Annotated in this window: 8 protein-coding genes; 4 read left to right on the forward strand and 4 right to left on the reverse strand. The window is 52.8% G+C overall.

Annotation, left to right across the window (positions count from 1 at the left end; translation table 11 throughout):
* Positions 1–6 precede the first annotated feature (6 nt).
* The gene (locus tag EHW56_RS10915; RefSeq protein ID WP_152799752.1) at positions 7–3,072 is read left to right on the forward strand and encodes an error-prone DNA polymerase; all 3,066 of its coding nucleotides are present in this window, start codon (positions 7–9) and stop codon (positions 3,070–3,072) included.
* On the opposite strand, the gene EHW56_RS10920 is transcribed toward EHW56_RS10915, so the two are convergent.
* The 4 genes from EHW56_RS10920 to EHW56_RS10935 all read right to left on the reverse strand — a co-directional run bounded on the left by EHW56_RS10920 (position 3,069) and on the right by EHW56_RS10935 (position 7,185).
* Positions 3,069–4,319: a multifunctional CCA addition/repair protein gene (locus EHW56_RS10920; RefSeq protein WP_172970031.1), complete on the reverse strand. Its 1,251-nt coding sequence runs from the start codon at positions 4,317–4,319 to the stop codon at positions 3,069–3,071. The genes EHW56_RS10915 and EHW56_RS10920 overlap by 4 nt on opposite strands.
* 157 nt (positions 4,320–4,476) lie before the next feature.
* Positions 4,477–5,091, reverse strand: a complete 615-nt coding sequence (locus tag EHW56_RS10925) for a TIGR04211 family SH3 domain-containing protein (RefSeq protein ID WP_046074406.1) — start codon at positions 5,089–5,091, stop codon at positions 4,477–4,479.
* Positions 5,092–5,219: 128 nt separating this feature from the next.
* Entirely contained in the window at positions 5,220–6,476 is a 1,257-nt protein-coding gene (locus tag EHW56_RS10930) for an inorganic phosphate transporter (protein ID WP_046074246.1), read from the reverse strand.
* A gap of 28 nt (positions 6,477–6,504) precedes the next feature.
* Entirely contained in the window at positions 6,505–7,185 is a 681-nt protein-coding gene (locus tag EHW56_RS10935) for a TIGR00153 family protein (RefSeq protein WP_046074245.1), read from the reverse strand.
* 223 nt (positions 7,186–7,408) lie between these two features.
* Here EHW56_RS10935 and EHW56_RS10940 point away from each other — a divergent pair, with 223 nt between their 5' ends.
* The 3 genes from EHW56_RS10940 to glnE all read left to right on the forward strand — a co-directional run bounded on the left by EHW56_RS10940 (position 7,409) and on the right by glnE (position 13,846).
* Positions 7,409–8,932 (forward strand): inorganic triphosphatase, encoded by a 1,524-nt coding sequence (locus EHW56_RS10940; protein ID WP_152799756.1) that lies wholly within the window; start codon positions 7,409–7,411, stop codon positions 8,930–8,932.
* 341 nt (positions 8,933–9,273) lie between these two features.
* A complete protein-coding gene (locus tag EHW56_RS10945) occupies positions 9,274–10,875 on the forward strand; it encodes a methyl-accepting chemotaxis protein (protein ID WP_152799758.1) in 1,602 nt (533 codons plus the stop codon).
* A gap of 97 nt (positions 10,876–10,972) precedes the next feature.
* A complete protein-coding gene (gene glnE, locus EHW56_RS10950) occupies positions 10,973–13,846 on the forward strand; it encodes a bifunctional [glutamate--ammonia ligase]-adenylyl-L-tyrosine phosphorylase/[glutamate--ammonia-ligase] adenylyltransferase (protein WP_152799760.1) in 2,874 nt (957 codons plus the stop codon).
* Positions 13,847–13,868: the final 22 nt, after the last annotated feature.

Here is a 13,868-nt window from a genome sequence, read left to right on the forward strand (position 1 = left end):
GAAGCGATGAGTACGTATGCCGAGCTGGTATGTTGCAGCAATTTCTCCTTTCTTGAGGGCGCCTCACACCCGGAAGAGCTGGTGGCGCAAGCGGCAGCATTGGGCTATCAAGCGCTTGCGATCACTGATGAATGCTCGGTCGCAGGAGTGGTGCGTGCGTATCAAGCCCAGCGTGATTATCCGCAGCTTTCGCTGATCATTGGCAGTCGCTTTCGCCTGCATGCGTTAGATGTTGTTCTACTGTGTCCCACCCAAGCGGCTTACCAAGAGCTGTGTCGGATTATCACCAATGCGCGGCGGCGCAGTCAAAAAGGCGACTACCAGCTGAGCGAGTGGGACTTGATGTCGGTGCGTCATGGCTTGGTGCTATGGCTACCTCATGGCGCGGAGAGCGATCATCACTGGGCGACGTGGCTGCTGCGTTATCATGGCGAGCGCTTGTATCTGGCCGTGCGGCGCGATCTAGCGGATAACGACCATCCGTATCTGGCACACTGTCGCATGCTGGCAAGCCAGTATGAGCTTCGCGTGACCGCGTGTGGTGATGTGTTGATGCATCACCCTGAGCGGCTGGCGTTACATCATACCTTAACGGCGATTCGGCATCGCCAGCCTGTCGCTGAATTGGGAAGGACGTTATTACCCAATGCAGAGCGCGCCTTACGCCCGCTGTCTAAACTACGCTCTCTATTCCCCCCTGAGTGGCTGGCGGAAAGTGCCCACATTGCCGATCAGTGTCAGTTTTCCTTGGCGAGCCTCAAATACAGCTACCCCAAAGAAGTGGTGCCGACTGGCGAGCCTGCGATGGCCTATCTGCGTGAGGCGGTCAAGCAAGGCGCACAGCAGCGTTTCCCCAAGGGGGTGCCCCGTGACGTGGGAGTCATCATTGAAAAAGAGCTCGCGCTTATCGAGGCGCTCGATTATCCGTATTACTTTTTGACCATTTACGATCTGGTGCGCTTTGCCCAATCGCGTGGGATCTTATACCAAGGGCGCGGATCGGCGGCGAACTCGGTAGTGTGTTATTGCTTAGGGATCACCGCGGTGGATCCATGCAAAGTCGATGTGCTGTTTGAGCGCTTTATTAGCAAAGAGCGCGACGAGCCGCCGGATATTGATGTGGACTTTGAGCACCAGCGCCGTGAAGAAGTGATCCAGTATTTGTATCAAAAATATGGCCGAGAGCGGACCGCCTTGGCGGCAACCGTGATCCGTTATCGGCTGAAAAGCGCATTACGCGATGTGGGCAAAGCGTTAGCGATCCCCGCTAGCCAGATTGATTTTTTTATTCAAAACCTCAATCGGCGCGATAAAACCCAGCCTTGGACGCAGCAACTTCAGCAGTTGGGGCTGGATCCTAAAAGCGCGAAAAGCCAACAATGGCTGTCGCTTACCCAGACATTGATCGGCTTTCCGCGCCACCTTTCTCAGCATGTCGGCGGCTTTGTGATTGCGGATGGCCCTTTGTATGAGTTGGTGCCGGTGGAAAATGCGGCGATGGCAGAGCGGACGGTGATCCAGTGGGATAAAGACGATCTGGAAACGCTGCATCTGATGAAAGTCGACGTACTGGCGCTGGGTATGCTCACTGCGATTCGACGTACCTTTGATTTGATTGCCCAAACCGGTGGCCCTCGCTTGAGTTTGGCGGCGATCACCCAACAAGGCGACGATCCGGCGGTGTTTGCGCGTATTCAGAAAGCCGATACCGTGGGAGTGTTTCAAATTGAGTCGCGAGCACAAATGAGTATGCTGCCGCGGCTCAAACCGGCTTGTTATTATGATTTGGTAATCCAAATTGCCATTGTCCGCCCGGGGCCGATTCAAGGTGACATGGTGCATCCGTATCTAAAGCGCCGTGATGGGGAAGAAGCGGTGAGCTACCCGTCCAAAGCGGTTGAGCAAGTGCTGGCGCGCACGCTTGGGGTGCCCATTTTTCAAGAGCAGGTGATCAAGCTGGCGATGGTGGCGGCCGGCTTTTCCGGTGGGGAAGCGGATCAGCTGCGTCGCGCGATGGCCGCTTGGAAAAAAAAGGGCGGACTGGCGCCGTTTCGCGACAAATTGATCGCTGGGATGACCGCGCGAGGCTATCGCGCCGACTTTGCCGAGCAGCTTTACCGGCAAATCTGTGGGTTTGGTGATTATGGCTTTCCTGAGAGCCACTCGGCTTCGTTTGCGGTTTTGGCCTATGTATCAGCGTGGCTAAAGCATTATTATCCCGCCGCGTTTTATACCGGCTTGCTCAATAGCCAGCCGATGGGGTTTTACTCACCGTCACAATTGATGCAAGACGCCACGTGCCACCAAGTGCCTGTGTTGCCGGTTTGTGTGCAGCACTCAGGGGCGGATCATCGCTTAGAAAAGGTCGACGATCAGTGGGGCGTGCGGCTAGGATTGCGATTAGTCAAAGGGTTGAGTGCGGCGGCAATAGACCGATTGCTGGCCCATCGCCCGGAGGCAGGCTTTGCGTCTTTATCGGCACTGCAAGAAATTAACCTTGACCGTGATGCCTATCAAGCCCTAGCCAGTAGCGGTGCATTGGCGACGCTGGCTGGCAATCGCTATCAGGCGCGCTGGGCGCTGATGGATCAGCAGCGGCAACTACCGCTACTGGCCGCCAGTGACGATGAGGTTGCGTTGCCTCACTCGCCTTCCCAGTGGCAGAACGTGATTGAAGATTACGCAGCCTTGGGGCTGTCGCTCACTGACCATCCCATTCGTTTGATGGCTCAAGCCGGCACGTTGGGGCGTTTTACCCGTGGTGTTGAGTTATCACAGTGTGCGCCACAAAGCTGGGTGGCGGTAGCGGGTGTGGTGACGGGCAAGCAATCCCCCGGTACGGCCAGTGGCGTAACCTTTGTCACCTTGGAAGACGATACGGGCAATATCAATGTGGTGGTTTGGGCGGGGACGGCACGGGCGCAATCCCGTGCTTTTATGCAAGCCAAGGTGTTGAAAGTGCATGGCATTGTCGAGCGGCAAGGCGAGGTGGTGCACGTGATTGCCGGTAAGTTGATTGACCTGACTCCGACGCTCACCACCTTGTCGGTGGCCGCGCGTGAATTCCGTTAACGCGACGCGCTAACTGCATCGGGGCAGGCGGGCGCCGGACACGCGGCTACCGCTTGAATACGCTGACGATGCAGCTCATCACGAATCGCCGCCCCTTTAAAGCCTGCGTCGACAATTGGCTTAACCTCTACCTGTTGCGCGCAAGCAAAGCGCTCGCGTAAGGCGTCGGCTTGTGGATAGTAATAATTTTCACGTCCCTTGCGGCCACGCACATCGGCCAAACACGCCAAGGCCAATTGCTCGACCCGCTCGGGTTTGCGCCACGCATCGATCTGATTAAATAGTGCAACCCAATGCTCAGGGCTGAGTTGATCGCACTTATGAATCTTGGAGTGGTGCGCACTGACCACCAAGGCCAAATCCCGATAGGCGTTGGGGATACGTAGTCGCTCGCACAGCTCTTTGATAACGGGCAGTCCGCGATCACCGTGGCCGCGATGGCCGGGCAAGATGGAGGCAGGGGTGAGGGCTTTACCGAGATCATGGACTTGTGCGGCAAAGCGGATGCTTTTGTCATCGGTCAATGAGGCGGCATAACGGCTGACCATTTCCGTGTGGATGCCGGTATCGATTTCAGGGTGCCAGTTGGCTGGATTCGGCACGCCGTACAGGGCGTCGATTTCAGGAAGCACCACCGCAAGGGCACCACAATCGCGCAGTACAGCAAGAAACACATCGGGACAATCACTACCGAGCGCTTTTTCCCACTCGCGCCAAACCCGCTCAGGGGTGAGGTGGGCGAGCTCGCCCTTGGCGACCATCGTTTTCATCAGCGCTAAGGTATCATCGGCAATGGTAAAGCCGAGTGGCGCAAAACGGGCGGCAAATCGTGCCACGCGCAGTACCCGTAATGGGTCTTCGCTAAAGGCGGGCGAGACATGGCGTAGAATGCGGTTATGTAAATCTTGCTGACCGCCATACGGGTCAATCAAGCTGCCCTCTTCATCTTGGGCGATGGCGTTGATGGTGAGATCGCGGCGCTGAAGGTCCGCTTCCAGTGAGATATCTGGCGAGAAGTCGCAAATAAACCCGGTGTAGCCCTGGCCTGATTTTCGTTCAGTGCGGGCGAGGGCGTGTTCTTCGTGTGTGGTGGGGTGTAAAAAGACGGGGAAATCTTGGCCGACTTGCTGGTAGCCGGCTGCTTGCATTTGTTTGACGGTGGCACCGACCACTACCCAGTCTTTATCTGTGACCGGCAAGCCTAATAGCGCATCACGTACAGCACCGCCGACAAGATAATGTTCCACACCAAACTCCTTAATGACAAAGAGAAGACACAATCACGTTTGTGTCGCGAATGGGTTTAAGTATACATAGAGCCTAGCAGCACGCCCACCGTGTGCTTAAAAGGCCGCTATCAGGATCGCAATAAAAAAGGCTGCCAATGCAGCCTTTCATTCACGATTATGCCCAGCCGTCGCGGCGACGTTTTTTACGTGGGATAAGATGTGGCAGCACCAAGCCAAACAGTAAGCCACCGCCGGCTACCATGCCGCCGTAGGTGAACCAACGCATCAGAAGATCATCTTTTTGGGTATCTATTTTGGCGCGTAAAGCACGGATTTCGCTTTGCGCATCAATCAGTTTTTTATTGAGTTCGCTGCTGTGTGCTTCCAGCTTCTCGATCTGCGCGTTGCGCTGTTTAAGGGATTCAGCCAAGCCTTTTTGTTGTGCTTTAGCATCATCTTTTGCACTGGCCAGCGCGGACTTTACCTTTTTCAGCTCTGATTCTAGCGCCGGCACGCGTTCTTTTAAGCCAGGTTGTGTGGTCACGTAGTCACTTTTTACCCAGCCTTTACGGCCACGGCTATCAACTACTTGGGTATAGCCCTCATCGCGATTGCGTTTTAGCACAGTGACTTTATCACCCGCATCGACACTGCCGATAATACGATATTGTGTGCCCGGGCCTGAGTGCATATAAGTGAACAAATCATCAGAAATATAGTTTTCTGCCATCGCTCGAGGCGCGGCAACGAGAACGAACAGCAATACGAGAGCAGAATACAGGTGTTTCACGTCTGGGGTCCTTTGCATAATTTCAGTGTGGGACACATCGGCTTTGCTGGGCATAGTGCCATAGGCGTAAAAGAAAGGGGAGCCATGCCCCCCTTTTTTTGACTGTGATTTGACATCACCGGCGCTTGTTACGCAAATAGCGAGGTCATCACTTGGTAAAAGATCACAGCCAACAAGGCCCCCGCGGGTAAGGTGATCAGCCATGAGGCAACAATATTACGCACCACACCCAAGTTGAGTGCGGCAATACCGCGGGCAAAGCCAACGCCCAAAACGCCGCCGACTAAGGTTTGTGTGGTTGAAATAGGGAGGCCAGTGCCAGAGGCGAGCACAACCGTACTTGCGGTCGCCAGTTGCGCGGCAAAACCACGACTTGGGGTAAGCTCAGTAATGCCCGAGCCCACAGTCGCCATGACTCTGTGTCCCATGGTGGCAAGGCCGAGTACAATCCCCGCGCCACCCATCGGTAAGATCCACCAGGCGATTTGTGCTTTTTCCGCTACAGCACCGAGGTTTTGTACCGTGGCCACGATGGCCGATAGCGGACCAATGGCATTGGCCACGTCATTCGAACCATGTGCGAAGGCCATCGCACAGGCGGTGACCACCATCAATAGGCTAAATATCCGCTCAACCCCCTGAAACCCTTGATTTTCATCGCCGCGATACTTTCTAGAAATGTAATAAACACCAAAAAACATCACCATGGCAGAGAGCACGATGGAGGCGCTCACGGACTCTAAGGTCGTGAGGTGGAGGCCAACATGTTTGAGACCTTTTTTGATGGTGACCATCGCGATAATAAACGCGGTGAGAAACATATAAAGCGGCACGAAACGTTTGGCATTAAGCACAGGGCGGTCGGTATCAAAAATCAGTCGTTGTGCACTTAAGAATATAAAGTAAGCGAACAAGCCAGAGATAAAAGGGGTGATAATCCAACTGCCAACGATGCCTTGCACCGTATGCCAATCGACTGCATCTGCGCCAACCGATAGGCAGGCAAAACCAATAATCGCACCAATGATAGAGTGGGTGGTGGAGACGGGCCAACCCATGAATGAGGCAAGTAATAGCCAGGAGCCAGCCGCCAGTAGCGCGGACATCATGCCAAAGACTAATTCCAACGGCTGATCAGCATAAAAACTGGTGTCAATCACACCTTTGCGAATGGTGTCTGTGACCTCACCACCGGCTAAATATGCGCCGGCGAATTCAAAAATCATGGCAACAATAATGGCTTGTTTCACGGTCAGCGCTTTAGAGCCGACCGACGTGCCCATTGCATTGGCGACGTCGTTGGCGCCGATACCAATTGCCATTAAAAAACCAAAAGCCGCGGCGACCATGATCAGTATGGTCCCGTGATTCATCAGGATTTCCATTGTAATACCTTGTTGTTACATCACTCGGTTAGGAACGGGAAAGCATGACCTCTAAGCGCGCACCCACACGTTGCGCCTGGTCAGCAATTTCACCGACCCACTCGAGGATTTTGTACAAGAACATGACGTCAACAGGGTTGTACTCCTGCTCAACGGCCATTAATGCTTGGCGAAGTTGGATTTGCATAGAATCGGTATCGTCTTCAATCACATCCAACTGATGAATCATTTCGGCGACTAAGGTGACTTCGCGCCCTTTAAAGCCAGTCTCAAGTAGCTCTTCAAGCTCGTTGATCACGCGGCGTGCTTGCGCGGCAGCATCTAAGCATCGCTGCACATAGGCGATAAAGGCATCATTCATTGAGGGGGGCATACGAAGCTGACGGCCTATCACGCGGCCGGCAATATCTTTGGCTAAGTTTGCCAGCTTGTCTTGCTGGGTGAGGAGCTCGAGCATGTCCGTGCGATCGACGGGCATAAAGAGACCTCGTGGTAACTTAAGCCGGATATTGCGCTTTAGGGTATCAGCATCTTTCTCAATATCTGAGATTTGCTGACGGAGTTGATTTGCCTTATCCCAATCTTGTTGCTCGCAAGCATGAAAAAAGGGGATCAGTAACTCACAACAATCGTTTACACGATTTACGTGACGCTGCAGTGGTTTAATAGGGCTTTTTGCAAATAGCCCAACAATTGTATTGACTGGCATAGCCGTAATCTACCTGGTTGCCTCGAGCCCAGAGGGCAAAAAAGAGAGGCGAAAAGTTCAACGATGGTATATCGGAGCGGCGATGGTAGCGCAGAACATAGGCTAAAGAAATAGCTTTTGTGATCTCTGCCTCAGTGCGCGTGATCAAGCCTGGTAGTGATAGCGCTTGCCGACAGGATCAATTGTTCATATCCTTGTCAGGCAATTGGCTATAGGTAACCGTATGGACACTGAGATAGAGCTCAAATTTTTTGTCTCTTCTGACTTTTCTCATCGCATTCGCGATAAAATTGTCAGTGTAAAACAGCTACAGCAAAGCCAGCGTGAGCTGGGAAACATCTACTTCGATACGCCAGATTTTACCCTACGTAAATACGATATCGGTTTGCGGGTACGTCGTTTTGATGGTGTGTACATTCAAACCCTCAAAACGGCAGGTCGGGTCGTGGCTGGGCTGCATCAGCGCCCAGAATACAACGCCGAGCTTAACGGACCTGAACCTGATCTTTCTTTGATCCCAGTCGATGCATGGCCCGATGATCTGGATGTTGATGCACTGAGCCAAGCTCTCCAGCCGTTGTTTTCCACCGATTTTGTGCGTCAGCAATGGCTGTTAGCAACGGATGACGGTAGCCAAATCGAATTGGCGAGCGATCAAGGCGAGGTCTCTACCGAAGCCGGCGACAAGGATGTGATTTCTGAGGTGGAGCTGGAGCTGATTTCCGGGCAAACCGATGCCTTGTTCTCGCTGGCACGCAGCCTGGCGGATGAAGGTGGCTTACGCCTCGGAAATTTGAGCAAGGCGGCGCGTGGCTACCGCCTAGCAACCGGCTATCAGGGTGATCCGGTTAAAGCCTTATCCATCGTTAAACTCGGCGCTGATGATAGCCAAGAAAAAGCCCTGATTCGGATCCTCGAGCATGCGTTGAATCACTGGCATTATCACGAGCAAATCTACATTGAGCGTGAGTCCCTTGAGGCGTTACAAGAAATTCGCTATGCCGTCTTGTTGATCCGACAGGCGTTTGTCTTATTCGGCAGTGTGGTGCCGCGCCGAGCAAGCAGTTTACTCCGTCAAGAGCTGCAATGGTTTGAGGGTGAACTGGCGTGGCTCGATGATGCTCGGACGAATGCCCGGCTGTGTGAAGACAAAGGCCAATATCTGCGTAAATTAAACGCGCGAAAAACCTTGGTGAAAAGCTTGAAGGTCGAACAAGCGAGGTTGCCTGAACGAGAGGACATTGTCGCGCTGCTACATACATCGCGGTATTGCAATTTACTGCTCGATTTAAGTCGCTGGATCCTCTCGAAAGGTTGGCAACCGTTTTTAGATGATAAAGCGGCGGATAAGCTTGCCCAACCGATTCAACGTTTGGCCGACAAAGCACTGCCAGAGTCTTGGCACGAGTTGCTTGACGCATTTGATGAAACTAAACCACTGACGCGGCACGACTACTTTGACCAATACCCTCGCTTGCAACGCAATTTGTTGCTAGGCACTTGCTTGGCCTCTTTGTATGACAAAAGTCGGCGTAAAGCCTTCCGCTTGCCTTGGCTCGATATGTTGCAAGGCATTGAAGAGCTTCGCTTGCTCGAGCCGGTGCGTGAGCGAGTGGTCGAGATTGACGATGAAGAGGATAAAAAACAAGCAGAGAAGTGGTTGGCACGTAAAGAAGAGTCACTGTTTCATGCGATGACGCAAAGCCGTCAAACGGGATTGCGTCTTACTCCTTATTGGCAAGAGTAAGCGAACGAGAGTGATAAAAAGCAGCCTGGAGGTTGCTTTTTTTATGTGTGCCTTTATGCGGTTACCTTGCTTGAGTATCCAGTTTCAATGTCTGAGGCGATTCGATAAAACCGCCTCTAGGATCAATATATTTGGCACTTTTTTACGTTATAAACAGGCAAGGTGCGTGATGATAATTTGATTAACTTATCATTATGGGCATTGTTTATGGGCAAATTTCACAAATACGGTAAACAAGGATTCAGTGAGGGTGACGTTTGCCGATATAACATCACTCAGTATTAATAATCGCCCGTTTGGCAGTCAGTTGGCTTAATAACGGACATGGAGCTTTCAGGATTATGGCTAAACATAACTTTTATGCGTGGGAAAAACCCGTTACCAATCTGCGCTTGATCCCAAAACTCGTGATTCTCATGGTCTTTAGTACCATTATTCTGGTCGGTAAGCAGATGTGGGATGCGAACACGTTTCGCCAGTCCGTGATTGAGTTCACCCTGAATCAGACCCAAGAATTAGCGCGATCCAGCGCGGCAATGACAGGCACCCTCATCGATCAGCCGGATGGGGAACGCTTGATGCGAGAGGCGGTGGATACCATGAACGCCGAATTCAGCGAAGGGGCGTATTTATATTTGGTCAATGGCACCACTCGCCAGGTCTGGTCTCACCCTTCAATGCGCCAGTTTGACGCGTTGCGCGTGCCGGATGAAAGCACCGGAACCGATGTCGCTGACTTGTTTCTCAATCAGTCAGGCGCGTTTAGCTATACCGTTTATGACGGTGGCCGTCATGGCTATGCCGTGCCCGTAGGCGGCAGCGATTGGTGGCTCGTGGCATCACAACCGACGTCTGAGGCGCAGGCGTATTACCAAGATTATATGATTCAGGTCGCGTGGCAAACCGCGCTGATGATTGTCTCTTTCATGGTTATTTTGCTGGGCGGCTCCAATATTATGCTGCGGCAAATTAATTATCTTACCGATAGAATTCGGGCGCTCGCCAACCGTGATCTCAGTGAACCGATTGAGATGAATAGCCGGGACGAGTTTGGTGATTTAGCGCGTGAGCTGGAAAGATCGCGTCAGCAATTGGTGGATGTGATTAACGCGCAGCGCCAAGCGTCGGATGATCTTTCTTCTCTGGCTGAGATTATGACGATCAGCATGTCGGAAACCAAAGAGTCATCGCAAGAGCAATTCTCTGAGATGGATCAGCTTGCCTCGGCGATGAGTGAGATGAGTGCGACCGTGCAAACCGTCGCTGAGCATACTCGAGAGGCGGCCAAAGCGACCGAAACCTCTAGCCAACAGGCGAACAGTGGCCAAGAGCACGTGAGCAGTACCATCAAAACCATCAATGAGCTGTCCAATGACATCAGCGAGTCATCCCAGGTCGTGGGGCAGGTCGATGCCCAGGTGGAGAAAATCGGTACTGTCGTGGTCACCATTCAAGGAATTTCAGAGCAAACCAATCTACTGGCACTCAATGCCGCGATAGAAGCCGCACGCGCGGGCGATACGGGGCGTGGTTTTGCAGTGGTGGCGGATGAAGTACGCAAGCTGGCGCAACACACCCAAGAAGCCACGGTGGAAATTCAAGATATGATCACCCAGTTGCAGCAAAGTGCGCAAAAAGCGGTGGGTTTGATGGATCGCAGTGTTTCCGAGGCCAAGACAGGCGTCGAGTCAGTGAGCCAGGCTGGCGGAGAGCTTGAGCAAATCGTCACGCAAATCCAATCGCTTAATGACATGAACTTCCAAATCGCGTCATCGGCGGAACAACAAGCGTCAGTAGCCGGTGAGATGAACCAAAACCTCACCAATGTTAAAGATTTGGTCCAGGCATCGGTGACAGTGGCGTCTGAGCTGCATGAAACGGCAGAGATGGTTGAACAAAGTGCACAATCACTCAAAGATAAAATTGAGGCCTTTAAAGTCTAACCACGTTTGAGGTTTTATCCGTAATCAACAACGGCTCGCTGCATCGGTGAGCCGTTTTTGTTAGTGTCGATACAGGACGATAGCAAAAGGACTGCCCATGGTACTCTCTGACTCTCTTGCCGCTTGCTTGCATCAGCACTGGATACGATTAAATGAAATTGCCCCTGAGGCCGTGCCGCAGTGGCAAGGCACGGCGCGTGAGCAACTCGAGCAGGCTTTAGCGTGTAGCGAGTTTGTCGCCAAGGCATTAACCCAAACCTCTGGACTTCTCGACTGGCTGTATCAGCATCGCCAGCAAGCCTCGCGTGAGCAGACATACCAAGCTGAGTTGAGTCAGGCGTTGGAAGCGGTGACGGATGAGAGCGAGTTTCACCGTCAACTCCGTCAGCACCGCCAGCGTGAGCTCGTATGGATTGCGTGGCAGGAAATCCAAAATCAATGGCCGGTTGAGCAAGGTTTACAGCATCTATCAGCCCTTGCGGAAGCGCAAATATTATCAGCTTATCAATGGCTCTATCAGCGCGGCTGTCACGACTGGGGCACACCCATGAGCCCCGAGGGGGAGCCGCAGCCGATGCTGATTTTGGGCATGGGCAAACTTGGTGGTGGCGAGCTCAACTTCTCTTCAGACATCGACCTGATCTTTACTTACCCTGAGGCGGGAGAAACCCAGGGCGCGAGAAAAAGCATCGCCAATGCCCAGTTCTTTACCCGGCTAGGGCAGCGCTTGATCAAAGCGCTTGATCAACCCACGGTGGACGGTTTTTGTTATCGGGTTGATATGCGTCTTCGTCCCTTTGGGGATAGTGGCCCTTTAGTGATGAGCTTTTCCGCACTCGAAGATTACTACCAAGAACAAGGGCGTGATTGGGAGCGCTATGCGATGGTGAAAGCGCGCGTCATGGGGAAAGAGCAGTATGACTGCTATCAAACGTTACGGCAGATGCTACGCCCGTTTGTCTTCCGTCGTTACATCGATTTTAGTGCCATTCAAGCGTTGCGGCGGATGAAACAGTTAATCCAACGAGAGGTACGTCGGCGTGGCTTAACGGATAATATTAAGCTTGGTGCGGGGGGGATTCGTGAGATTGAATTTATTGCTCAGTCGTTTCAGCTTATTCGTGGCGGCCGAGAGCCCAGTTTGCGCCAACGTGGCTTGCTCGACACCTTAGATGCGATTGCGGAACTGGAATTATTGCCTACCGCTGAGGTAAGCCAATTAAAGGCTGCGTATTGCTATTTGCGTCGAGTTGAAAACCTCCTACAAGCCATTGATGACAACCAAACGCAGACCCTGCCCGATAACGACCTTGATCGTGAGCGGCTTTGTCACGCCATGGGGGTCAATGACTGGACGCGCTTACAGGCCGACATCACCCAGCATATGCAAGCGGTTAATCAGGTGTTTTCCGGCTTGATTGGCGAAGATGAGCAAGAAACAGACACGGACGTCGATACTGAGTATCACGATCTATGGGCGATGGCGCGCGATGTAGAAAACGCCCACTTGATCTTAGCAGGCTTAGATTTACCGGACACCAATATTGCTGAGCAGTTATTAGCGTTTAAACAAGAGCTGGCTAAGCGCACTGTGGGCCCTCGAGGACGTGAGGTGCTAAACCGTTTGATGCCCGTCATGTTAAGTAAGCTACTGACGTTACCGCAACCACAGCAGGTGCTGCCACATATCACCCACCTGTTACTCAATATCTCGACGCGCACCACCTACTTAGAGCTGTTGGATGAGCACCCCGGGGCGATTGATCAGCTGTTACGACTTTGTACGGCCAGCCCGATGGTGGCAGAAAAGTTGGCGCGCTACCCTTTGCTACTGGATGAGCTGCTTGATTTAACCCATTTGTACCAACCCTTGGCGCCGGATGCCTATCGCAGCGAATTACGCGATTATCTTGCTCGTATCCCCGTTGAGGATATGGAGCAACAAATGGAGGCGGTGCGTCAGTTTAAGCAAGTTCAGTTATTAAAAATTGCCGCGGCGGATATCGCCGGTGTGCTACCTGTGATGCGCGTCAGTGATCACTTGACTTACTTGGCCGAAGCGATTGTGGAGGCGGTGGTCAATCAGGCTTGGCACCAAATGGTGGAAAAATATGGCCAACCAACACACTTGGGCGAGCGCGAGGGGCGTGGCTTTGCGGTGATTGGCTACGGCAAGTTAGGCGGATGGGAGCTGGGTTATAATTCTGACCTCGATGTGGTTTTTCTCCATGACTGCCCCGCGGATATTGAGACTGACGGTCGTAAAGTGATTGATGGTCGGCAGTTTTATCTGCGTCTTGCTCAGCGTATCGTCCATCTTTTCTCTACGCGTACTCCCTCTGGGGTGCTGTATGACATTGACACACGCCTTCGCCCTTCCGGCACCTCCGGGATGCTGGTGAGCACGCTCGAAGCTTATGCTGATTACCAACAAAAAGAGGCGTGGACATGGGAGCACCAAGCACTGGTGCGTGCACGCATGATATATGGTGATCCTAAGCTAGAGTCCGGCTTTACCCAGGTCCGTCATCGCATTCTCACCACGCCACGAGACATCGATACGCTGCGAGAGCAAGTCAGTGGCATGCGTGAAAAAATGCGTCAGCATAAAGCGACAGGACAAAAAGATACCTTCTCCATCAAACAAGACGCCGGTGGGATCACTGATATCGAGTTCTTGGCGCAATACTTAGTGCTCGGCAACAGTGCCAGTCAACCGGCGCTTACCCGATATAGCGATAACGCGCGTATTTTTGAGCAAGCCGGAGAGCTGGGAGTGATGCCACTGACGCAGGCGGCGGAATTAAAGTCGGCCTATACCCGGATGCGCAATGCGCTCCACCGGAGCCACCTAGCTGGTGAAAGTGGGCAGGTGGAGGCTGATGCCTTTATCGATGAGCGTGAAATCGTGCAGCAAGCCTGGCAACAGTGGTTTGATGGGCAAGCAGACTCGCAGCGTAAGGCGCAATAATGAGGCCGCGATTGGCGGCCTA

The organism is Salinivibrio sp. VGrn1 (genome assembly GCF_009377995.1).
GTDB classification, from domain to species: Bacteria; Pseudomonadota; Gammaproteobacteria; order Enterobacterales; family Vibrionaceae; genus Salinivibrio; species Salinivibrio siamensis.